Source organism: Shimia sp. R9_3, assembly GCF_017743755.1.
Lineage (GTDB): Bacteria > Pseudomonadota > Alphaproteobacteria > Rhodobacterales > Rhodobacteraceae > Shimia.
On the sequence record NZ_JAGHRP010000002.1, the window covers coordinates 275,367 to 298,626 of the forward strand.

At 58.0% G+C, this 23,260-nt stretch carries 20 protein-coding genes; 6 read left to right on the forward strand and 14 right to left on the reverse strand.

Annotated features, from left to right (window positions below; genetic code table 11):
• Positions 1-12: 12 nt before the first annotated feature.
• The 5 genes from J7412_RS05895 to J7412_RS05915 are packed head-to-tail and all read right to left on the reverse strand — an operon-like array spanning position 13 to position 4,167.
• Positions 13-1,125 (reverse strand): fumarylacetoacetate hydrolase family protein, encoded by a 1,113-nt coding sequence (locus tag J7412_RS05895; protein WP_209077830.1) that lies wholly within the window; start codon positions 1,123-1,125, stop codon positions 13-15.
• Position 1,126: 1 nt separating this feature from the next.
• Complete coding sequence (locus tag J7412_RS05900; protein WP_209077831.1) at positions 1,127-1,957, reverse strand: amidohydrolase family protein; 831 nt, start codon at positions 1,955-1,957, stop codon at positions 1,127-1,129.
• Positions 1,954-2,382 carry an RbsD/FucU domain-containing protein gene (locus J7412_RS05905; RefSeq protein ID WP_209061400.1) on the reverse strand — a complete coding sequence of 143 codons (429 nt, stop codon included), beginning with the start codon at positions 2,380-2,382 and terminating at the stop codon, positions 1,954-1,956. Before J7412_RS05905 ends, J7412_RS05900 begins: the two co-directional genes overlap by 4 nt.
• Positions 2,372-3,424 (reverse strand): aldo/keto reductase, encoded by a 1,053-nt coding sequence (locus J7412_RS05910; protein ID WP_209077832.1) that lies wholly within the window; start codon positions 3,422-3,424, stop codon positions 2,372-2,374. The genes J7412_RS05905 and J7412_RS05910 overlap by 11 nt, the downstream gene beginning before the upstream one ends.
• Positions 3,425-3,453: 29 nt before the next feature.
• Entirely contained in the window at positions 3,454-4,167 is a 714-nt protein-coding gene (locus tag J7412_RS05915; RefSeq protein WP_247743788.1) for a GntR family transcriptional regulator, read from the reverse strand.
• A gap of 84 nt (positions 4,168-4,251) precedes the next feature.
• On the opposite strand from J7412_RS05915, the gene J7412_RS05920 reads away from it, so the two are divergent.
• The 4 genes from J7412_RS05920 to J7412_RS05935 all read left to right on the forward strand — a co-directional run bounded on the left by J7412_RS05920 (position 4,252) and on the right by J7412_RS05935 (position 9,410).
• On the forward strand, positions 4,252-5,805 hold the full coding sequence (locus J7412_RS05920) for an altronate dehydratase family protein (RefSeq protein ID WP_209077833.1): 1,554 nt from the start codon (positions 4,252-4,254) through the stop codon (positions 5,803-5,805).
• Positions 5,806-5,848: 43 nt separating this feature from the next.
• Positions 5,849-7,375: a sugar ABC transporter ATP-binding protein gene (locus J7412_RS05925; protein ID WP_209077834.1), complete on the forward strand. Its 1,527-nt coding sequence runs from the start codon at positions 5,849-5,851 to the stop codon at positions 7,373-7,375.
• On the forward strand, positions 7,372-8,379 hold the full coding sequence (locus tag J7412_RS05930; RefSeq protein ID WP_209061384.1) for an ABC transporter permease: 1,008 nt from the start codon (positions 7,372-7,374) through the stop codon (positions 8,377-8,379). Before J7412_RS05925 ends, J7412_RS05930 begins: the two co-directional genes overlap by 4 nt.
• Positions 8,380-8,462: 83 nt before the next feature.
• Positions 8,463-9,410 carry an ABC transporter substrate-binding protein gene (locus tag J7412_RS05935; protein WP_209061382.1) on the forward strand — a complete coding sequence of 316 codons (948 nt, stop codon included), beginning with the start codon at positions 8,463-8,465 and terminating at the stop codon, positions 9,408-9,410.
• Between the two features lie 186 nt (positions 9,411-9,596).
• Here J7412_RS05935 and J7412_RS05940 read toward each other — a convergent pair whose 3' ends face one another.
• Positions 9,597-11,738 carry an ATP-binding protein gene (locus J7412_RS05940; protein ID WP_209077835.1) on the reverse strand — a complete coding sequence of 714 codons (2,142 nt, stop codon included), beginning with the start codon at positions 11,736-11,738 and terminating at the stop codon, positions 9,597-9,599.
• A gap of 361 nt (positions 11,739-12,099) precedes the next feature.
• Between J7412_RS05940 and J7412_RS05945 the strand changes: the two genes are divergently transcribed.
• Entirely contained in the window at positions 12,100-12,558 is a 459-nt protein-coding gene (locus tag J7412_RS05945; protein ID WP_209077836.1) for a response regulator, read from the forward strand.
• A gap of 24 nt (positions 12,559-12,582) precedes the next feature.
• Here J7412_RS05945 and J7412_RS05950 read toward each other — a convergent pair whose 3' ends face one another.
• The 8 genes from J7412_RS05950 to J7412_RS05985 all read right to left on the reverse strand — a co-directional run bounded on the left by J7412_RS05950 (position 12,583) and on the right by J7412_RS05985 (position 22,365).
• Positions 12,583-12,990 carry a universal stress protein gene (locus tag J7412_RS05950; RefSeq protein WP_209077837.1) on the reverse strand — a complete coding sequence of 136 codons (408 nt, stop codon included), beginning with the start codon at positions 12,988-12,990 and terminating at the stop codon, positions 12,583-12,585.
• Between the two features lie 43 nt (positions 12,991-13,033).
• On the reverse strand, positions 13,034-14,014 hold the full coding sequence (locus J7412_RS05955; RefSeq protein WP_209077838.1) for an alcohol dehydrogenase catalytic domain-containing protein: 981 nt from the start codon (positions 14,012-14,014) through the stop codon (positions 13,034-13,036).
• Positions 14,011-14,772 carry an SDR family oxidoreductase gene (locus J7412_RS05960; protein ID WP_209077839.1) on the reverse strand — a complete coding sequence of 254 codons (762 nt, stop codon included), beginning with the start codon at positions 14,770-14,772 and terminating at the stop codon, positions 14,011-14,013. Before J7412_RS05960 ends, J7412_RS05955 begins: the two co-directional genes overlap by 4 nt.
• Positions 14,765-16,072, reverse strand: coding sequence for a histidinol dehydrogenase (gene hisD / locus J7412_RS05965; RefSeq protein ID WP_209077840.1), 1,308 nt, complete (start codon positions 16,070-16,072; stop codon positions 14,765-14,767). Before hisD ends, J7412_RS05960 begins: the two co-directional genes overlap by 8 nt.
• Positions 16,073-16,083: 11 nt before the next feature.
• Complete coding sequence (locus J7412_RS05970; protein ID WP_348540148.1) at positions 16,084-17,154, reverse strand: DUF475 domain-containing protein; 1,071 nt, start codon at positions 17,152-17,154, stop codon at positions 16,084-16,086.
• The gene (locus J7412_RS05975) at positions 17,151-19,463 is read right to left on the reverse strand and encodes a TRAP transporter large permease subunit (RefSeq protein WP_209077841.1); all 2,313 of its coding nucleotides are present in this window, start codon (positions 19,461-19,463) and stop codon (positions 17,151-17,153) included. Before J7412_RS05975 ends, J7412_RS05970 begins: the two co-directional genes overlap by 4 nt.
• 90 nt (positions 19,464-19,553) lie before the next feature.
• Positions 19,554-20,651, reverse strand: coding sequence for a TRAP transporter substrate-binding protein (locus tag J7412_RS05980; RefSeq protein ID WP_247743789.1), 1,098 nt, complete (start codon positions 20,649-20,651; stop codon positions 19,554-19,556).
• Between the two features lie 112 nt (positions 20,652-20,763).
• Positions 20,764-22,365, reverse strand: a complete 1,602-nt coding sequence (locus J7412_RS05985) for a GMC family oxidoreductase N-terminal domain-containing protein (protein ID WP_209077842.1) — start codon at positions 22,363-22,365, stop codon at positions 20,764-20,766.
• Positions 22,366-22,474: 109 nt separating this feature from the next.
• Between J7412_RS05985 and J7412_RS05990 the strand changes: the two genes are divergently transcribed.
• Entirely contained in the window at positions 22,475-23,242 is a 768-nt protein-coding gene (locus J7412_RS05990; protein ID WP_209077843.1) for an IclR family transcriptional regulator, read from the forward strand.
• The last annotated feature ends 18 nt before the right edge of the window (positions 23,243-23,260 follow it).

The following is a 23,260-nucleotide window of genomic DNA, read 5'->3' on the forward strand; positions in this document are numbered from 1 at the left end:
TCTTTCGCTTTCTTAGAGCAGGCCACGGTCGGCCAGGTTGCGCATTAGGTGAGAAGCGCCAAAGCGCCACTCGTCACATTCGGTGGACAGGCGCACGGTGTTGGTGAGCTGTCCGAGTTGGTTGTTTGCGATGGTCACAACATCGCCAAGCTTGTGGGTGAAGCCTCCACCGGGGGTGTCGCGGTCTTGGGTGGGGGCAAAGAGCGTGCCCAAAAACAGCATCAGCCCGTCCGGGTATTGGTGATGCCGGCCAATGGTTTGGCGCACCAGATCTGCCGGATCACGGCTGATCTGTGCCATCGAAGAATGGCCTTGAAGCTCAAATCCTTCCGGCCCGGAGACGGTGAGGGTCAGTTCTGCCTGGCGGACATCATCCAACGTAAAGCGCTCGTCAAAGAGGCGGATCATCGGGCCGATGGCACAGGAGGCGTTGTTGTCTTTAGCTTTGCTGAGCAGGAGGGCAGAGCGGCCTTCCACATCGCGCAGATTGACGTCATTGCCGAGGGTCGCGCCTTTGATCTCTCCTTTGGAGGTCACGGCGAGCACCACTTCGGGCTCGGGGTTGTTCCATGTGGAGATCGGGTGCAGGCCGATGTCGGCACCAAAGCCCACAGATGACAGAACCTGTGCTTTGGAAAACACTTCGGCGTCCGGGCCGATGCCGACTTCAAGATATTGGCTCCAGAGGCCTTCTGCGATCAGGGCTTGCTTGACCTCTTCTGCGGCATCGGAGCCGGGAACGATGTTGGAGAGGCTGTCGCCAATGCGCGCGCCAATGCGTTTTCGGATGGCTTCGGCTTTGGCGGGGTCGCCGGCAGCCTGCTCTTCAATCACACGCTCAACCATGGAGCCTGCAAAGGTCACGCCACAGGCTTTTACGGCCTGCAAATCACACGGCGCGAGCCAGTTGTGGTCTTCTGTCACCGCGCCCAAAGAGGTGCCGGAGGCAGAGCGGGTGTAGTCTGCAGCGTCCTCACTCTCCAGAATATCGCGTACGGTGGGGGCGGTTTTGGATGTGATGTCCACCAGTTGCCCATCACGGATGGTCACAACTGCCGGGCCGATACCGGGGCGTTCTACGCGGCCGAGCCAAAGCCCGGAAGGATCAAGGGAAAGATCAGTCATATCAATCTCTGAGGTTGTAGGCCCGTGCGGCGTTGCCGCCCCAGACAGCCTTGAGTTCGGTTTCTGTCAGTGCGCTCAAAAGGTCGTTGCTGGTGTCGACCCAGCGCGCATATTTGCTGGCCAAGGTGCAGACCGGCCAGTCGCTGCCCCAAATCAGGCGTTCAGGGCCAAAGGTTCCGAGCAGATGATCCACATAGGGGCGCAGATCCTTGGTGGTCCAATCGCTTGCGACCTCGGTGACCATGCCGGAGAGCTTGCAGAACGCTTTGGTCTCGCTTGCCAGGGCGACCATGTCTTCGGCCCAGCCTTCAATCACACCGTCTTTGATGAGGGGTTTGGAGGCATGATCGATCACCACACGCATGTCGGGATGACGCGCGAGCAGTTTGTGCAAGTTGCCCAGATGTTGGGGCAGGGTGAGCGCATCAAAGGTGAGATCCTGTGCGATCAGAGCCTCAAATGCCGGGGTGAGCGTATCGCGCAGCATCCAGTCGGGATCGGCGATGTCCTGTATCATCGGACGCAGGCCAACCAGCGCCGGATTGCTCGCGAGCGTCGCGATCTGATCGGCGGCTTCTTGAGCCTCGAAATCAACCCAGCCGACAACACCTTTGATGAAGCTGTTTTCTGCGGCCAGCGAGAGCATGAATTCGGTTTCTGCCACTGTGGGGGCGGCCTGAACCAGCACGGTGCCTTCGATATCGGCAGCCTTGAGCAGAGGTGTCAGGTCGTCAGGCAGAAAGTCGCGGAAGATCACACCCAGTTCCGGCGTGAGCCAACCATAGTCTCCGCGCGCGATCGACCAAAAGTGCTGGTGGGCGTCAATCCTCATGAAATTACACCCTTCTTGAGGATGATGTTTCCATAGAGCCGACGTTCGCCGGTTTGTACGATGGCAAAGGCCGTGGCCGCGCGGTCGTAGAAGGCGAAACGCTCAAGCGTTTGGATTTGCACCGGATTATCGGCTGTGGCCTCGATGATGCTTTGAAAGTCGGCAACGGCTTCGGGGATTGCATCTGGATCACCCACCACCTGCATGGTTAGGGCGGGGTCAGGCACAAAATTATCCAGAGGCATGATCGAGAGCACGGCTTCCAGTATTTCGCTCGCTGTGGAGCCGTCGGCACGGATGCAGGCGGGGCCGGTGCTGGTGCCGGGGAAATTGGCATCTGCGATGACGATCTCATCGCCGTGCCCCATGGCGCGCAGCGTGTGCAGCAGGTCGGGCGACAGCAGCGGGTTGATATTACGCAGCATCAGAACGCTCCGAAGGCAGAGGGGCATCGGGGCGGATCAGCCCTTCACCGCGCAGATCGGACCAGAGCGCATCCGGGATGGCGCGTTCCATCAGGCGGGCATTGGCCTCGACTTCCGCGCGGGACACCGCACCTGGGACCACGGTTTTCACGCAGGGATGCCCCAGCACGAATTGAAGTGCCGCAGCGATCAGGGGGGTGTCATGGGCAGCGCAAACCGCTTCGATTTTGCGCACGCGCGCCATGATCTCTTCGGGGGCGTCATCATAGTTGTACTTCGCGCCTTCCACGGCCCCAGTTGCCAGAATGCCGGAGTTGTAAGGGCCGCCGAGGATGATGCCGACGTCGCGCTTTTCACAAAGAGGCAGGAAGCTGTCGAGGGCTTCTTGTTCCAGGAGAGTGTAACGGCCCGCGAGCAGGAAGCCGTCAAAGTCACCCAGCCCCAGCAGCTTTTCGCAGACCTGCCATTCATTTACCCCTGCGCCGATGGCGGCAATTTCGCCTGAGTCGCGAAGCTCTGTGAGGGCGCGATAACCGCCTCCGTCAAACAGTTCGCGCACTTTGGCATCCGATGCTTCCTGGCTGCCTTGGCTGAAAACGCAGACGTCATGTACCAGCAAAATGTCCGCGTTCTGAATGCCGAGGCGTTCTTTGCTGGCCTCATAGGAGCGCATCACCCCGTCATATGTGTAGTCAAAGACAATGCGTTTTTGCGGCACGTCGACAAAGGCCTCAGGAGTGACCTCGTGAGGCTCGCAGTCCAGAAGAAGCCGACCAATTTTGGTGGAGAGTTGAATGTTGTCGCGCCCGAAACGCTTCATGCCTTCGCCAAAACGCATTTCGGAGCGGCCAAGCCCGTATTGCGGTGCAGTGTCAAAGAAGCGCACGCCGACGTCATATGCGGATTGCAACGCATCTTGTGCGTCTTGCTCTGAAACCTTGCGGTACAGATTGCCGAGTGGCGCACCGCCAAAGCCCATTTGGGTGAGGGGCACCGGACGGGACGTTCGGTTGTTTAGAGGACGTGTTTTCGAAACGGACATGGCAACTCTCTGGTCTCGCGCTGGGCGGTTTAGGGGGTGTTGAACAATTCGGGTTTTGTGTCGTGCAGGGTTTCAATGCGGGGCATGAGCTGGCCAAGGTGGTGGCGCATCTGACTCTGCGCTGCGGCTTCGTCTCCGGCGCAAATGGCGTCAAAAATCGCGCGATGCTCTACCAGAGTTTCTGAAATTCGACCGGGTGTGGGCAAAAGCAGAAGGCGCGCGCGCCGAACCTGCAGGGAGACCGACTGCGCCACCGCTGGGAGTCGGTGGAAGCCCGTGAACTCCATCAGCAAATTGTGGAAATCCTCATCGGCCTGATAAAAACCTGTGATGTCCTCATCCTCGATCATGAGTTCCTGCAGGCGCATGTTGCGGCTCAGTAGCTTGCGCTGTTCAGGCGTAAGGTCGCGCGTGACCTTGGCAACCGTCGCAAGCTCCAGCGCTTCGCGCAAAAACACGCCTTCGCGAATCTCTGACATGGAAAAATAGGACACGTGGGTGCCGGACTGGGGCACGACGTCGACCAGGCCTTCGGCCGCCAAGCGGGCGATGGCTTCGGTTACTGGCGCACGGGACACGCCGAGGCGCTCGCAAATTGGCGCTTTTCTCAAGTTCGCGCCGGGCGGGAAGTCCAGCGCCAAAATGGCTTCTTTTACGGAGAGATAAACGCGCTGAGCGAGCGACCCTTCTGAAGGGACTGTTTCGCGCAAAAGACTGGCGTCGATATCAATGATTTGGTTCATGCTAAAATTTCTACCATGCTAACATGTTAGTTGACAAGTGGCGAATTGCGGCCTAGCAAAATAGGGAAAGCAAGCGAGAAGACGATGCAAGCACCGCATAAAAATCATAATTTACAAAGCTCTAGTGGCGACGTGCTGCGACTCAGCCCGTCTGACAATGTCGTGATTGCGCTGCGCGAGATCGCAGCTGCGGAGCAGTTGGATTTGGTTCCTGTGCCTTTGGTAGGCTCTGTCACACGGGGGCATAAAATCGCTGTTGCGCCGATCGCCAAGGGTGAAAACGTGATCCGATACGGCCAGATTATCGGGCAAGCCAAAGCGGATATCGCACCGGGTGAGCATGTGCATGTGCACAACCTTGGGATGGGCGCACATCAGCAAGACTATGCTCATGCAAGCGCGTCTTACCCTTTGCAGAGCATTACCGACGCCCGGACGTTTCAAGGGTATCACCGCAGCAACGGTAAAGTGGGTACACGCAACTACATCGGCATTCTGACGACGGTGAATTGCTCCGGTTCTGTGGCGAGATTTATCGCCGAAGCGGCTGAGAAATCGGGGTTGCTCGAAGAGTTTCCGAATGTGGACGGGGTCGTGCCGATTGTGCATGGCACAGGCTGTGGCATGTCGAGCGACAATGAAGGATATGCCACTTTGTTCCGCACCCTGGCGGGCTATGCGCAACATCCGAACTTTGGCGGCATTCTGTTGATTGGGCTTGGCTGCGAGGTGATGCAGGTCGCCGATCTGGTGGGCGGTCAGCCGATCCGCGCAGATGGCGCGCTGCGCTATATGACCATTCAGAACGAAGGTGGCACCCGTAAGACAATTGAACGCGGGCTTGAGCAGCTGCGCGGGATTGCCGAGATGGCCAACAAAGCTGAGCGGGCACCTGCGCCCATCAGTGAGATCACTGTGGGCATGCAATGTGGTGGCTCAGATGGCTATTCCGGTATCACTGCCAACCCGGCGCTGGGCTATGCCTCTGATCTGCTGGTACGCCACGGTGGCACGACTATTTTGTCTGAAACGTCGGAGATCTACGGCGCTGAGCATCTTTTGACCCGGCGAGCGGAAAGCCTTGAAGTTGGGGAAAAGTTGATCGAGCGCGTGCGTTGGTGGGAAGACTACACCGAGCGCAACGGCGGCGAGATGGACAACAACCCAAGCCCTGGCAACAAGCGCGGCGGGTTGACCACCATTTTGGAAAAATCGCTGGGGGCCGTTGCTAAAGGCGGAACAGCGCCAATGCGCGATGTCTACCAGTTTGGGGAAATCATCGACAAACACGGCTTTGTCTTTATGGACAGCCCCGGCTTTGACCCATGCTCTGTAACGGGGCAGGTGGCCTCCGGTGCAAACCTGATCGTGTTTACCACCGGTCGCGGCTCTGTGTCCGGCTATCAGCCGACGCCCTGCATCAAGCTGTCCACCAACTCAGAAATGTATGCCCGCATGTCAGAAGACATGGACCTCAACTGCGGAGACATCGTGACCGATGGCGTGAGCATCGAGACTAAGGGCGAAGAGCTGTTTGAGATTTTGATCCGTGTGGCCTCGGGCGAGCGGACGAAGAGTGAGGAACTTGGCTTTGGCGGGGTCGAGTTTGTCCCCTGGCAAATTGGCGCGGTGATGTAACGCTGCGCTGACTGCTTGGGAGGGCGGGAATTTGGGAGGAACCATGAATAAACTGGTCGAAATGACGGGGATCGATAAATTTTTCCCCGGCGTACATGCGCTCAAGCGGGTGCAGTTCGATCTGATGTCGGGCGAAGTTCACGCACTGATGGGCGAGAACGGGGCTGGCAAGAGCACATTGATGAAAATCCTTTCGGGGATCTATCAGCGCGATGGCGGTGTTCTAAAGATTGACGGGCAGGAAGTCAGCCCGACGACGCCAAGCGAGGCGCAGGATCTTGGGATTGGGATCATCCACCAAGAGTTGAGCCTGATGAATGACCTGACGGTCGCGCAGAACATCTTTATCGGGCGGGAGCCGCGCAAGAGCTTTGGGCGCTTGGATGAGGTGGCGCTGAACGCGCAGACGGCCGAGATCTTTGCGTCGATGAACCTTGAGCTCGATCCTAAGACGATTGTGGGCAGCCTGACTATTGCCAAACAGCAGATGGTGGAGATCGCCAAAGCGCTGTCTTTCCGCTCCAAGGTTCTGATCATGGATGAACCGACTGCGGCGCTCAATGATGCGGAGATCGCGGAGCTGTTTGTGATCATTCGCCGTCTGAAATCCGAAGGCGTAGGTATTGTTTACATCAGTCACAAGATGGATGAGCTGAAGCAGATCGCGGACCGTGTGACCGTGATGCGCGACGGAGAATATGTTGGCGTGGTTGAGGCCGCGGAGACACCGATCAGCCAGATCATCTCAATGATGGTGGGCCGAGAGGTGACCGAAGAGCCGCTTGAAGTGCCGGATTTGACTGGTGCTGAGGTGTCGCTTGAAGTGTCCGGCCTGAGCCGGGGGCGCGAAATTCAGGATGTGAGCTTCTCCGTGCAACGCGGTGAAATCCTTGGTTTTGCCGGGCTGATGGGGGCCGGGCGCACCGAAGTTGCGCGCGCGATTTTTGGGGCTGATGTCAAAGAGGCCGGGGAGATCAGAGTGCATGGCCAAAAGGTCAGCATCAAAACCCCAAGCGACGCTGTGGAAGCGGGCATTGGCTATCTGTCGGAGGACCGCAAACACTTTGGTCTGGCGACCGGAATGAATGTACGGGACAACGTTGCGCTGGCATCGATGGATCTGTTCTCGACCTCTGTGGGGGTGCTCAATGATGCGGGCATGGCGGAGACGGCACAGAAATACATCAGCCAGCTGGGCATTCGCACACCGTCTGATACGCAGGAAGTGCGCCTGCTGTCTGGCGGCAATCAGCAGAAAGTGGTGATCGCCAAATGGCTGCTGCGCGATTGCGATATTTTGATTTTTGACGAGCCGACCCGTGGCATCGACGTGGGGGCGAAGTCGGAAATCTACAAACTGCTGGAAGAGCTCGCCGAGGACGGAAAGACGATTATCGTTATCTCCTCTGAGCTGCCAGAAATTATGCGCCTCAGCCACCGGATTGCGGTGATGTGCGAAGGGCGGCTGACCGGGATTTTGCCCGGCGGCAAGGACACCACTCAAGAAGACATCATGCAATTGGCGACCCAGCGCGAGGCGGTCATGCATGTAACGGAGACAGTACAATGAGCACCGCAACCGACGTAAACGAAAAATCGCCCTTGTCCGGGCTCGGAGATTCCGGGGCGTACCAAAAGCTTCTGGCGTTTGCGAGTTTGATTGTGTTGTTGATCGGCTTCTCGATTGCGTCGCCGAACTTCATGCAGACATCCAATATGATCGCCATTTTGCAGGCGACTTCGGTGAACGGCGTGCTGGCCGTGGCGGCCACGCTGGTGATCATCACCGGGGGCATTGACCTGTCGGTGGGCACATTGATGACCTTCTGTGCGGTGATTGCCGGGGTTGTGCTGACCTATCTGGGAATGCCGCTTCTGCTGGGCGTTGCAGCGGCGATTGGGGCCGGGGCGCTCTGTGGTCTGTGCTCGGGCACCTTCGTGGCCAAGATGAAGATCCCGCCGTTTATTGCGACACTTGGCATGATGCTGATCCTGAAGGGCCTGTCGCTGGTGATTTCGGGCACACGGCCAATCTACTTCAACGACACACCGGGCTTTGATCAGATTTCCCGTGGTTCGCTGATTGGAGAGATCTTTCCGGCCCTGCCGATCCCCAATGGCGTGCTAATCCTGTTCCTTGTGGCTGCGGCGGCGTCCTACATTCTGAGCAAGACGGTGCTGGGGCGCTACACCTTTGCGCTGGGCTCCAATGAAGAAGCGGTGCGCCTGTCTGGCGTAAACACCGATCGCTGGAAAATGCGCATCTATGCGCTGGCCGGCGGCATCTGCGGCATTGGCGGCATTCTGATCGCATCGCGCCTGAACTCTGCACAACCGGCACTGGGCCTTGGCTATGAGCTGGAAGCGATTGCGGCTGTGGTGATCGGCGGCACCTCACTGTCTGGCGGACGCGGCACCATTCTGGGCACTCTGATCGGCGCATTGATTATGGCGGTGCTGACCAATGGCCTGCGCGTGCTGTCGGTTGCTCAGGAATGGCAGACCGTTGTGACCGGCGCGATCATCATTCTGGCGGTTTATGCCGACATGGTGCGCCGCAAGAAATCGGGCTGAGGCCTGACGCGAGGGGCGCACATGGGGGCGCCTCTTGCACCTCGAACTAAGAAAAAAGCGTGACCAATATGGAGGAGAATATCATGCTAACACGTCGTTTTATTTTGGGGGCCTTGAGCGCCGCCGTGATGAGTGCGCCAGCCTCTATGGCAGTGGCCGAAGATGAAATGTATATCCCGCTGGTTTCCAAAGGTTTCCAGCACCAGTTCTGGCAGGCGGTGAAGCTGGGCGCTGAGCAGGCAGCGGATGAGTTTGGGGTGCGCATCACCTTTGAAGGTCCAGACAATGAGACCATGGTCGACCGTCAGATCGACATGCTGGCAGCGGCGCTGGCCAACAAGCCTGCGGCCATCGGCTTTGCGGCTCTGGATAGCCAGGCGGCGATCCCTCTGCTGCGTCAGGCCAACGACGCGGGCATTCCGGTTGTGGCCTTTGACAGCGGTGTAGACAGCGACATCCCGCTTTCCACAGCGACCACCGACAACGCACTGGCAGCTGGCATGGCCGCAGACAAAATGGCGGAGCTGATTGGCGGCAAAGGCAAAGTGGCCGTTGTTGCACACGACCAAACCAGCCGCACCGGCATTGACCGTCGCGATGGTTTTGTGAACCGCATCGAGGCGAAATACCCAGACATCGAAGTTGTGACTGTTCAGTACGGTCAGGGCGACCACCTGAAATCCACAGAGGTGACTAAGGCGATCCTGACGGCGAACCCTGATCTGAACGGTATCTTCGGCACCAACGAAGGCTCCGCAATCGGTGTTGTGAATGGTGTGCAGGAGCTGGGCACCGAAGGTCTGGTGATCATTGGTTATGACAGCGGTAAAGCGCAGAAAGATGCGATCCGTAGCGGTCTGATGGCAGGTGCGATCACGCAGAACCCTGTGGGCATCGGTTATGAAACCGTGAAAGCGGCTGTGATGGCGACCAAAGGCGAAGAAGTGCCTGCGCTGATCGACACAGGCTTCTACTACTACGATGCTTCCAACATCGACGAGCCAAAGATCCAAGCGGTTCTGTACGATTAAAAACATCACTTTGACCCGCCCCTCTTGGGCGGGTCTTCTTTCACCGGGCCAGTCGTATATGTGATGTGTCCCAAGGTCCGGTGAAATCCTCGCCCTAGGATCTTAATATGGGCTTCCTGCGAAAATCAGACCGCCCCTTTGGGTATCAATTGTTTAGCCGCCCTGTGGCATCGGCCTCTAGGATCTTCACGAGGCTTTGGCTCCGGAAATGGTTTGGGCGATGGCGGCTTGCAGTTCTGAGCGCTGCACGGGTTTGGTCAGGCGCAGGTCTTCAGGATCTATGTTCTCCGCTTGCAAGGCTTCTGAGGCATAGCCCGACATGAATATCGCTGGCAGATCCGGGACCTTTTCTCGCAGCGATTTGACAAGCGTGGTGCCCTGAAGTGTGCCGGGCATAACGACATCTGTCAGCAGCAGGTCAAATGCAGGATCGCTATCAAACAGAGTTTTGGCCTCATCAGCGGTTTTGGTGGTGACGACCTTATGGCCATCCGCTTGAAGCATTTCCTGAAGCACCTCGCGCACTTCGGCTTGGTCCTCGACTAGCAAGATGCGGCAATCTCTGGTGATGATAGGTGCCTCCGGGTGGGTAAGGTCTGACTGCATTAGCTCCTGAGTGCTATCGGTTGCTGGGAAATAGAGCTCGAAGACTGTGCCTTCCTCAGGCGTGGAATGAACGAGCACCACGCCGCCGGATTGCTGCATAAACCCAAGGACCATAGAGAGCCCAAGTCCGGAGCCTTTGCCGGTGGATTTGGTTGTGAAGAATGGTTCAAACACTCTTTTCAGCGTTTCGACAGGCATGCCTATGCCGGTATCATGCACGGAGACCATTACGTATTGCCCAGGCGTAAGAACATTGCCTTGCGCATCTGAGATTTGGTGGTTCGCGGTGATGTTCTCTGTCTTCAGCGTCAATGCGCCGCCATCTGCCATCGCGTCCCGGGCATTCAGGATGAGGTTGATCAAAGCGCTTTCCGCGGCGCTTTGGTCGGCGTTGACCGGCCAGAGAGCATCCTCAAAGATGGTGTGGACCGCGATGTTTGAGGGCAGGGTGCGGCCGGTCCAGGAATGGGTTTCCTTTACGAGTTCGTTGAGATCGAGGCGGCTTGGCGACAAAGGTGCGCGGCGCGCAAAGCTGAGCATATTGCGGGTCAGATCTGCACCGCGTAGGGTGGCATCGATGCTTGGCTTCAGCAAACGCAAATGGCTGGGGTCGTCGGTGCGCTCGCGCAGAAGCTCTAGATTGCCAAGCACAATGGCGAGCAGGTTGTTGAAGTCGTGGGCAACTCCGCCTGTCAGTTGGCCGATGGCCTCAAGTCTCTGAGAGGCTGCAAGGCGGTTTTGCAATTCCTCGCGTTGCGCCTGTTCCGCCAGACGGCCAGAAATATCCACGATGGAGGCACGCACCAGTTGCTCTTCAAATGGCGGGATGCGCGACAGTGAAATCTCACAGGGGATCTCTTTGCCCTCTGCATTAAGATGGGTCCATTGAAACGTAGGATGTTCTCCGGTCAGGGCTTGTTTTAAAAGCAACTGCGCCCGTTTTTCGGAGAGCTGGCCAGAAGGCTGATATTCCGGGCTTATCTCTGCGAAGACCGGGCTTCCGACCAGTTTTTCGCGTGGCATGCCAAAGAGGGCTTCGGCTTTGGAATTGGCTGCAATGAAATGTCCAAGTTCGACATCCATTATGACAATCGCCTCGTGGGCATATTCAAACAGCGCTTCAAATTGTGAGAACTTTTCAGATGATTCGCTGTCGGTGTCCTGCCAGGACCGTTTCAGGCTGTGAATCAGCAAAATCATCAGTTGGCAGAATACGAGCGTTATAAAAAGAGTGACCACCCAATTGCCAAAGGCGATATTCCACTCACGCATAGTGATTTCGGGGGCTTGCAATAGGCCTGTAAGGAAAAGGCCGGCAATGGTCAGCAAGGTGAGTGCTGTGGCGGCCAGGATTGACTGAATCGCCTTTGGGTTGAATACAGCGGCGCCCAGAGCAAAGAAGAACGGGGTGGCGATCATAGAGGTGGCAACAACGCCGAGGGTCATGACGGTAAAGCCTATGCCCAGCAGATTGCCTGCGATCATAATTGCTGCGCGCAGTTTGATGTGTTCGTCCTTACGCAGCACGAAGAACGGGATAATGCAGGTGCCAACCAACAACACAACGAGGGTCAGAAAACTCGGCCCGAATTGTTCAACTCGCACCATGGCGATGAGAACGGAGACCGTTGTCGCAGAAGCAAGGACATCCATGATCATGTGCATGGCACCACGTAGGCCAGCGCTATAGCTGTGATGCGGTTGAAGAGTCTTCAGTGTCATCTTGGGGTGCCCAATCAATCTGTGTTGTTTCGCAAAGACTTGCCCGTGGGTTCTGCGCAGCGGGGACTTGGCACTCAAAGCTCCGCCAAAAGTCATAGGCAGCGCAGCATACCTGGGTGAGGCAAATGTCCTGATTTTCCCTAAGCTCGCAAAAGCGAGGCTGGATATACGCCCATGATCTCGTTAGCGCAAACACCTTTGGGTTGTTGGGTTGGGGTATACTGGGAAGACTTTGTCGAACGGGGCGAAGATGGCGAAAATTCGCCAAGAGTACCGCGCGCGACTTCTGTTAATCTTTATTACCCGAGGCATTTGTTAACGAATGAAGGGGCTGGAATGACTCAGGCCGTGACTGCGCCTCTTGACACCACATCTTTCAAGTGTAGTGAGCGCCTTTGTTTTGTCGGGTGGACATAAGATGCGGTTATATATTGCCGACGATAATGCTGATTTTGCGGAGTTCTGCTCTGAAGTCGCCATTTTGGAAGGGTGGTCTGTGACCATTTGCCAAAATGGGGTGGAACTGCTTGCAAAAGTCCGGGAAGAGCGCGGCCCTGCGCTGCTTTTGGTGGATATTCAGATGCCGGTGATGGACGGTATCGAAGTTATTCAGTCGCTCAACAAAATCGATCGCGATTTGCGTATTCGCTTCATTACGGGTGGGCCGAGTGCTTCCGCGCATGCCGCTCAGTTGATTGCTGGCGCGCGCGCCTTGAACGTGGGCGAAGTCCTCAGCAAGCCGCTGTCTTTGCAGGACTTGCGAGGCGTGCTGAAGACCGAGATCGAAGATCAAAACGGTATCTTTGCAAAAGCGTCTTAAGCGTACCGCTCCCCCTAAAGGTCTTTAACTGCGATAGACCAGCACTGAGCAGGCAGCATGGCGCACCACCCGCGCCGCGGTTGATCCAAGCAGATAATCAGAGAAATCAGGCTTGTGAGAGGCCATGACGATACAGCCGATGTCATTGTCTGCCGCATATTCCACAATTGTGCGGTAGCTGTGGCCGGTCACAATCACCGGTTTAACCTCTGGATGTGCTGAGGTCTTTTCTTCGAGCAGGGCTTTGGCGGTGTCAAAACCCTGTCGCAGCATCTTCTCTCCCAATGCGGCTTTGGCCATGCTGTGGGGGGCTTCATAGACGTGTAGCGCAATGATCTCGCCACCCGGTTTGCTGAGCGCTTTCGCTGCGGTGAGAGTTTCCGGCGAAATGTCGTGGTTGAGTGCCATGGGCACGAGGATTTTGTCGTACATCGTCATCTCCTTTGCGCTGCCCCAAAAAGACCGGCGTAGGTGCCTAATCCCAAGGAGCCAGTATCACTTTTGGCGCGGCGACGTTTCCGGCCTGTAACGCTTCAAAGGTGGCTGGGCCGCTTGCCAGTGGCCGTTCCTCAAACCATTCCAATGCGCCGAGTTCGCCAGCAAAAAGAGCCTGTGCTGTGTCGCGGAAATCCTGCATCGAATAGGTGTAGGTCCCGATGAATGTCACTTCCTGAAGCGTCATGCGCCGGATGTCCAATCCGCCTGCATCGTCTCCTAATCCGATATGCGTGACGACCCCGCCGGGTTCAACGTGGGTTGATGCCGCAGCCCGCGTGGCCGCGATGCCAACTGCGTCCACCACGAGGGGTGCGGCCCGATCTGGTTTTGTGAGGATGCGCGCATCGCAGTGTGCGCTCAGGAATTCTGCGCGCTCGGGGTTGGGCTCGACGATGTCCACCGTGGGCAGCCCTTGGGCGCGCAGGCATAGATAGCTCGCTAAGCCGATCGCACCGCCGCCAAGCACAAGGGCGCGTGGCTCCATTGCCGGATGAAGGGCTTCGAGCCCCAACCGCGCAGCGTGCCAGCCCACCGCCAAAGGCTCTGCCAGAGAGGCCTTTGTCAAAGCAATATCCTCCGGCACGGTGACAAGATTGCTCGGCGGGATGGCGACAAATTGAGCGAAGGCCCCCTCACGCGGGGGCATTGAGATGATCTGCCGCTGCGGGCAGAGGTTTTCCCGGCCGGTGTGGCACGCGGCACAGTCGCCACATGACACCAGCGGATTGATTGTGACCCGCTGGCCTTTCTCAGGCCCTTCTTCAATCACGCCCGCGGCCTCATGGCCAAGGATCAGCGGGGCTGGGCGGCGACTATCATGACCGAGGAATGCGTGCATATCAGAGCCGCAGATCCCGACGGCTTCGACACGGACCAGCACATCCCTTTCCTGCATCGCGGGCATGGGGACGTCTTGAAAGCGGAGCGTTTGGGGCGCGTCGTAGATCAGGGCTTTCATTTTGCGGTGTATCCTCCGTCGACCATCAGGACCTGTCCGGTAGTATAGGCGGAAGCGTCTGAGCAAAGAAACAAAAGCGGGCCGTCGATGTCAGTTAGCTCGCCGTTGCGCCCGATGCAGGTTTGAACGGCGTAGCGGGCTGCGCGGTCGGGATCGTCAAACACCGGCTGTGTGAGTTCCGTGGGAAAGAAGCCGGGACCGATGGCATTGGCGGTGATGCCGTGGCGCGACCAAGCCTCTGCCATGGCGCGCGTAAGCTGCGCGACACCTGCTTTGCTTGCGCCATATGCAATGCCACCGGGGAAGGCGCGGGTGGTTTGCAAAGAGGCAAAGGTGACGATGCGCCCCCAGCCCTTGGCCTTCATGGCAGGCGCAAAGGCCTGGCTGAGGAAGAAAGGGGCGGTCAGGTTTAGGTTCAGCGTGACATCCCAGCCTTCCGGGGTCACCTCGTCTGCGGCCTGGCGCGTGTTGATCCCTGCAGCGTGTATGAGGATGTCAGGCGGCCCGAAGGGGGCTGAGACGGCTGTTCTGAGTTTGGAGAGATCGTTCCGGCTTGTGATGTCAAACGCGACAAACCCAGCTTGTTCGCCGATCTCTTCTACCAATGTCAGCAACTCTGTTTGGCGGCGGGCAACGCCAATCACGTTTGCCCCAGCAGCTGCGAGGGCAAGTGCTGCGCGGCGGCCAAGGCCGGAGCTGGCGCCCGTGATGCAGGCGGTCTTGCCTGTCAGATCAAAGAGCGCACGCGGGTCATCCATTGGCAGAGAGGTCGAAGTTCTCACCGGGGAAGTATTTGGCAAGTCGGGCGTCTGCGGCGCGGGCGTGGCCTTCCATGCCTTCAAGGCGGGAAATGCGCGCGGTGGCTTCTGCCACTGGCCGCGACCCCTCGCGGGTGGCGCGTTGCCAAGTCACGATCTTCATATATTTGTGCACAGAAAGTCCGCCGGTGTAGCTGGCGGCGCGGGACGTGGGCAGCACATGGTTGGTGCCTGCGGCCTTGTCGCCGTAAGAAACAGTGGTTTCTTCGCCCAAAAACAGCGAGCCGTAGCTGGTCAGGCGATCGAGCCACCAATCGGGGTCAGCGGCCTGCACGGTGAGGTGCTCAGGGGCGTATTCATCCGAGGTGGCGGCCATGTCTTCGCGATTTTCACAGAGGATAACCTCAGCATAGTCTCGCCACGCCGCTGTGGCGTTGTCGCGGTTCACTTCAGGCAAGGTGGCGATCAGATCGGGCACACGGGTGAGCACCTCTTCGGCCAAGGTGCGGTCATCGGTGACCAGCCAGACCGGAGAGTTGTAGCCATGCTCCGCCTGGCTGACGAGATCTGTGGCCACGATATGAGGATCAGCGGTGCTGTCCGCGAGGATGAGGCTGTCGGTGGGCCCTGCGATCATGTCGATGCCAACGCGGCCAAAGAGGATGCGTTTGGCTTCGGCCACAAACTGGTTGCCGGGGCCGACGAGGATATTGGCTTTGGGCAGGCCAAATAGGCCAAAGGTCATGGCTGCCACGCCCTGCACGCCGCCCATGGCGAGAATACGGTCTGCGCCGCAGATATGGGCGGCATAGGCAATGGCCGGGGCAACACCGACCCCCGGCTGGGGCGGTGAACAGGCGGTGATATGACGGCAACCGGCGACCTTCGCGGTGGTGACTGTCATGATGGCGCTGGCAATATGGCTGTAGCGCCCGCCGGGCACGTAGCACCCTGCGGCGTCGACGGGGATGGCTTTTTGCCCGGTGATGAAACCGGGGATCAGTTCCGTTTCAAAGTTTTGCACCGTGCCTTTCTGCATCTCAGCAAAGCGGCGCACGTTGTCATAGGCAAAGAGGATGTCATCCTTGAGTTTGTCCGGCACCAGTTCTGCTGCGCGGTCAATGTCGGCCTGTGTCATCAGAGTTGGACCGTCGTATTGATCAAACTTGGCCGCATACTCCAGCGCCTTCGCATCGCCCCCGGCCTCAATGTCATTCAGGATCGTTTTCACGGTTTCATGCACGTCAGAGGCATCGGATTTGGGGGTCAGCGTTGCTTTCTTCAGATAGGTGCGAGCCATTGATGGGATCCTCATGAGCGGGAAAGTTCGTTGTTTTCGCGTTGGTTGTGTCTGATGGAGGAAAAGAGCGCCAAGCCGATCATCATCACCCCCACGCCGCCGGTTATCATCTCGGGAACATGCCAAAGCGATTGCATGAACATGATCAGGGCGAGAGCGAAGATCGAGTAAAAGGCGCCGTGTTCGAGGTAGCGGAAGTGCTGCAGAGTGCCTTTCTCCACGAGCATGATTGTCATGGAGCGCACATACATCGCGCCGATGCCAAGGCCGATGGCGATCAGGATGATGTTGGAGGTCAGCGCAAAGGCCCCGATCACGCCGTCAAAGGAGAAGCTCGCGTCGAGGACCTCAAGGTACATGAACGCGCCAAAGCCGCCTTTTGCTCCGGCGTTGATCATGGCTTTGTTGGAGTTGTCGAGGAATGTGCCGAGCCCGTCCACCATGGTGAAGACCAAGAGGCCCATGATGGCGGAAAAGAGGAAGTTTGTGCGTTTGTATTCCGGCAGCGCCATGGAGATCGAAACGACGATCACCAGAACCAGCGCGATTTCAAAGCCGCGGACGGAGCCGCATTTTTTTAGACGGCATTCTAGGCCTTTGAGCCAGTCCACGGATTTGTCCTCATCCACAAAGAAGGTGAGGGACACCATCATCAGGAACGTCCCGCCAAAGGCCGCGATAGAGCTGTGGGACTGATGCATGATGTGGCTGTATTGCTCTGGTGCGATCAGGGCGAGGCGCAGGGCTTCAAGGGGTGTGAGCCAGGCAAAAACGGTGACGATCAGGAGCGGGAAGACGATCCGCATGCCGAAGACGGCGATGAGGATGCCCCAAGTGAGGAAGCGGCGCTGCCAAACCGGGGTCATGTCTTCGAGCTTGTTTGCGTTGACGATGGCGTTGTCAAACGAGAGGGCGATTTCCAAAGCTGCGAGCACAGCTCCGATCAACAGGAAAGAGATTATCCCGTTGATGGTGCCTTCGGTTTCCCAGCCCAGCCATGCGGAGAGGAACAAGCCCACCACGGTGACAATCAGCGCCCACTTCAGATAGGCCAAAGGAGATTTCTGTGCCTGCATGGTTATTGCCCGTAAATGAAGTTGGGCAGCCAGAGGGCGATTTGCGGGAAGAGGAAGATCAGGGTGAGGCCAATCAGCTGGATCACCATGAACTGCATCATGCCGAAGTAGATGTCCCGCAGGTCCCACTCCGGAACGACGCCTTTGAGGAAGTAGGCCGAGAGCGCCACGGGTGGACTGAGCCAGGCGGTTTGCAGGTTCACGGCGACGAGGATGGCGAACCAGACCAGTAGGTCATTGGTGTTTTCAAAACCGAGGTCTAGTGAGGTGACCGTGGGGATCAGGATCGGCACGATGATAAGCACGATAGGCACCCATTCCAGAGGCCAGCCCAGCAGGAAGATCAGCGCCATGATCAGCATCAGGATCAGAACAGGGCTCATGTCGAGGGACAGGAGCAGCTCGGTCAGCATCTTGGGGGTGCCAAGGTTGGAGAACACCGCGCCAAAGAAGTTGGAGGCTGCCACGAGGAACATGATGAGCACGGTGATCTCAAGACTTTTGAGCAGCGCATCGTAAAGTCCCGGAAGGGTGAATTTGCGATAGAGCACGGAGAGCACGATGGCCCCAAAGGCTCCGCAGGCCGAGGCTTCCGCAGGGGTGGCCCAGCCCGCCAGAATGGAGCCAAGCGCGAAGGCGATCAGAACCGTGGGCGGCACAAGACCCATGAAGAATTCATACCAAAGCTCTGAGAAGTAGAAACCGCCGGGGCGTACTTTGTTGAGCCAGCCATAGACGGCGAACATCACGCCGACCCAAGCGCAGGGCACCACAAGCGCGCCAAGCGGGAAACCGAAACCTTCAATCAGCCCGCGCGTGATGAGCCAGATCAGGAAGACCAGTGAGGCCATCACCAACACCACTTCAAGCAGGTAGTAGGGCGAGGTTTCCGGCTGTTCTTCGGGCGGCAGAATAGGGCCGAGATCTGGGTTGAGCCAGCAACGACCCAAGGAATAAAGGAGATACAGTCCGGCGAGCATGATCCCGGGTATGATGGCTGCGCGGAAGAGGTCTGTGACCGGCACTTCGAGCACCGGCCCCATCACGATCAGCATGATGGACGGGGGGATCAGAATGCCAAGCGTGCCGCCTGCGGTGATGGTGCCTGCGGCAAGGCGCACGTCGTAACCTGATTTGTTCATCGTGCGTGCCGCCATAATGCCGAGAATGGTGACCGAGGCACCAACGATGCCGGTGGCCGCGGCAAAGATTGTGGAGACAAACAAGACGGCGATGAAGAGCGCGCCACGGGTGCGGCTCATCATCATCTGAACCGCTTGAAACAGGCGCTCCATCAGACCGGCTTGCTCCATGACAATGCCCATGAAGATGAAGAGTGGGACGGCGACCAGTTGATCAGACAGCATCACGGAGTTGGTTTGCAGCGTCATCAGGAAGGTCGCGAGTTTGAAATTCGCGCCCCATGTGCCGAAGACAAAGCCAAGAAAGATCAGCGTGAATGAAATCGGGAAGCCGACAAAAATGGCGAAGAGCATCACTGCCAGCATGATCAGGCCGATGGTTGGTTTTGCGATGCCGGGGCCTTTGCCAAACACGCTTTCCCAGACGTCGCCCAGTGGCAGGATGTCAGGGAAGAACACACCCACGGTGACGGTTGCGAGGGCGATGACGTAGAAGGGTAGGATGCGCAGGAAGACGCGCTCCCGCTCTTTGCCCATCTGGTGGAACGCGCGGAAGAGTTCGGGGAAACCTTGCAAGAATAGAAGCGCCGCACCGACGGGCATGGCAAGGCGTGCGGGCCAGAGAATGGGCGCCCATGTGCTGTCCGCAGCGGTCTCGTTCACGAGGAAGGCTTTGAGCCAATACTCGGTCGACACCCATGTGAAGAACAACATCGCAGGCAGGTAGAACGCCATGTAGAGTGTCGCGTCGACGGTGGCCTGGGTCTTGGGGGACCATGTGCGGTAGAGAAAATCAGCGCGGATATGTACCCCGCGCAGGAGGGCGTAACCCGCGGCGGCCATAAAGAGCACCCCACCGATCATTCGGCTGATGTCATATACCCAAAGCGTTGGACCAAGGCCCCAGGCGGTGGCGACGTCGTGCATGCCATTTTGGGTGAGGATCGCGAACATGTTGCGCGAGAAGACCTCAAACACGATGGCCAGGATCAGCGGGATCATCAGCAGACAAATCAGACGGCCCGCCCACATGTTGAGAACGTCAATGGCGGCTGTGATCGGCCTTTGCCATGGGGTCATGTCTTCGGGTGTTTCGCCCGGCTGCTCTGTTCGTCTTTCGGCAATCAACTCGTCTGTGATGTCGAGTTCGTCCGGAATCACCTCTTCGGCCATGAGACCTGCCCTTGTTGGAAGTTCTGGATTTCTGAGTGCTTTGGAAAGCCCCGAGCGTGGTCAGGGCTTCCCAGTCGCGTGTGGCCAGCCTTACTTCAGGCTGTCAGCAAAGGCCTTGCCGAGGTTCGCATTGGAGGTCTGTGCCCCCGCCCAGAATGGGACGGCGATTTCTGCAAAGTCCTTTTGGGACTGCCAGACTTCTGCGAAGAACTCATTTTCCGCAGCAGCCGCTTCCAGAGAGGCTTGGGCGGCGTTCATGTATTCGGTGAAGTAATCTGTTGGCGTGTCGTGCAGCTGCACGCCGTGGTTTTCTGTCAGATCCTTCAGCGCCTTGCCATTTTCATAGATGCGGTAGGACATCGCTTTGGAGAGTGAGGCGTTGGCCGCAACTTCCAGCGCTTTCTTTTCGCCATCGGTCAGCCCGTCATAGACGTCGCCGTTGATGTAAAGGTCAGCGTTCACAACGACCTGGTGCAAGCCTTGCAAGTAGTAGTGCTTCAGCACCTTTTGGAAGCCAAAGACGGAGTCAGGCTTGGGGCAGCACCATTCGGCCGCATCAATCGTGCCTTTCTCAAGGGCAGGCAGGATGTCCCCGCCACCCATGGCCACGGCGGCAACGCCAATGTCGCTATAGGCTTTGCCAACCATGCCGGGAGGCGCGCGGAAGCGCAGTTTGCGGAAGTCGTCCATGGAGGCAATCGGTTCCGGGAACCACCCCAGTGCTTCCGGGCCAACCGGCTGAAGCATGAAGCCCTTCACATTCACACCCATTTCATCCCACAGGCGGTCATAGAGCTCTTTGCCGCCGCCGTATTGGAACCAGGACATGAAGGCGATGTTATCCAGGCCGACACCTGCGCCCGCGATTGGAGCGCCAAAGAGGTTGGCCGCAGGGTGCTTGCCGCCCCAGTAGTGGGTCCAGGCAAAGCCGCCTTCGATCAGGCCGCTGTCCACCGCATCCAGTGTTTCGCGCACGCCGACCACGGCGCCGGCAGGCAGCACTTCGATCTTGACCGATCCATCGGTCAGCGCGGCGACATCTGCGGCAAATTCATTCAGCATATGCACTTCATCCGCCTGCGCCGGGATCACGGATTGGACCCGGATCACGGTTTCAGCGACCGCCGTCGAGGCGGTTAGGGCGAGGGTAGCGACCCCCACCGCAACGGATTTCAACTTGAACATCATGTTTCCTCCCTAGATGTGTGCCTTCTGGACGTGTTTTTGTCTCACCAGGGCCGAAGGCACTAACCTGGTGTTGTCTTTGGTGGCATGTTGCCCTTCCTCTTCCGAATTCTGGTCATGGCGCCGCGTCCTCCAAAATGAGGTCGCTGGCTTTCTCGCCAATCATGATGGCGGGTGCATTGGTGTTGCCGCTGACAATGCGGGGCATGATTGAGGCGTCCGCAACGCGCAGGCCGTCGACCCCAATCACCCGCAGACGCGCGTCAACCACGGCCATGGGGTCCGTGCCCATTTTGCAGGTGCCTGTGGGGTGATAAATTGTGACGGCGGTGTTGCGCGCCCAATCCAATGTGCCGGCCTCATCGTCATATGCAATTTCGCGGCCCGGTGCGTATTCTTCGGTAATTTGCGATTTTAGCGGCTCGGTCTGCGCTATTTTGCGTGCGATCTGAATGCCCTTTACGATGGTGTGGCAATCGGTGTCGGTCGCAAGGTAGTTCGGATGTATCTCCGGGTGATCATCGATATTGGCGGATTTCAACTCCAGATGTCCGGCACTCTCCGGGCGCAGTTGCAGCACCGAGGCTGTGAAGGCGGAGAACTTATGAGCACCCTCGGCGGGGCTGTCTGCGCTAAACGGTTGAATATGAAACTGGATGTCCGGCGTTTCAAGGTGTTCAGCGGTTTTGAGGAAGCCCGTGCCAAGGCTTGCGGCCATGGTCATCGGGCCGCGCTGGGTGGCTGCGTATTGCAGGGCGATGGCGGCTTGCTTGAGGATATTGCTGGCCTCAACATTTATGGTGCTGAGGTGGGTTTTGAAGACGGGGCGTGCCTGCAGATGATCCTGCAGGTTTTTGCCGACCCCCTTCAGCGCAGCTTTGGGCGTGATGCCATGGGGTGCGAGCGCATCCGGATCTCCTATACCGGAAAGCATCAGTATCTGCGGGGAGCCAATGGCCCCGGCGCTGAGGATGACCTCGCCGCGCGCGGTTATGTCTTGCGGCTTGCCCTTCAGTCGCGCCCGCACGCCAGTGGCGCGGCCATTTTGAAAGAGTACTTTTTCGGTCTGCGCCTCGGTGAGTATCTCAAGGTTGTGCCTATGGCGTGCAGGCGCGAGGTAGGCAACTGCCGAGGAGCACCGTCGCCCACCTCGCATGGTGAGCTGAAAGTAGCCCACACCTTCTTGATCTGCGCCGTTGTAGTCGGGGTTGCGTCGGTAGCCTGCTGCTTCCGCCGCGTCGACCCAAAGATCGACAACCTCCCGTGTAAGGCGGGAGTTTTGCACAGACAGAGGCCCGTTTGTGCCGCGCAGGCCGGAGCAATCTTCGCCTTCCCACCGCTCTGAGCGTTGAAAATAGGGCAGCACATCATCCCAGGCCCAACCGGTGCAGCCGAGCTGCGCCCATCCGTCATAGTCCTGCGCCTGTCCGCGAACATAGAGCAATCCATTGATGGAGCTGGAGCCACCCAGCACCCGCCCGCGCGGCCATGGAATAGATCGCCCCGCGATGCCGGGATCTGGTTGTGTTTGATAACGCCAGTCGGTGTTTGGGTTCCCCATGGTGCGGAAATAGCCGACGGGGATATGTATCCATGGGTTACTGTCACGCGGGCCAGCCTCCAGCAGCGCAACGGTGTACCGTCCATCTGCTGACAGCCTGTTGGCAAGGACACATCCGGCTGAGCCGGCGCCCACTACAACGTAGTCAAACTCCAATATTCCTCCCAAAAGTCAAAAAATGAGACTTTTTGTCTTGTTTTTTGCTCAATTATTGACGCTACAGTGATTCACGCATAAATCAAAACCTTTCTTACCTAAGGGAAAGATGACCGAGACTGACCGCATACCGACCAATCTGCGCACGCTGATGATCCTTGAGATCCTCGGGCGTAGCGATCAGGCGATGACCGCGACGGAGATCAATGCCGCGCTTGGCCTGCCCAAGCAGACTGTGCATCGCCTTTGTGCAACGCTGGAGCAGAACGGATTTCTAACCCGCCAAGGCAACTCGCGCCGCTTTCAGGTGGCGCGCCGATTGCGCGAGCTTGGGGCAGGGTTGCTCTATAATTCTCGCGACCACATCGCCCGGCGGCAGATCCTTTTGGATGTGGCGCATCAGATCGGTGAGACGGTGAACTATGTGGTGCCGGAAGATGCGGGTATGAGCTATCTGGATCGCGTGGAGACCGATTGGGCGTTTCGAATTCAGCTGCCGATAGGCACGCATGTGCCGTTTCACTGTACCGCAAGTGGGAAAAGCTTTCTGGCGAGTCTGGCCCCTGCCGCCCGCAAGAGATTTGTTGCGACGCTGACCTTGGAAGGCATGACGGAGGCAACACATACGTCGCAGGAAAGCCTGCTCGAAGAACTCGCTTTGATCGCGCGGCAAGGCTACGCGCTGGATCAGGAGGAGTTTTTGGAAGGTATGGTGGCACTGGCTGTGCCGGTGAAAGATCCGGCTGGACGGTTTGTCTCCGCCCTCGCATTTCATGGGCCGACGCAGCGGGTCAAACTTTCGGAGGCTGTAGAGCGGGTTGATGTGCTTCACGCTGCGGCCAAGCGGCTGAGCGCAGCGCTTTTTAAGCAATCGTAATTTTCCGGCGTGCTGTCA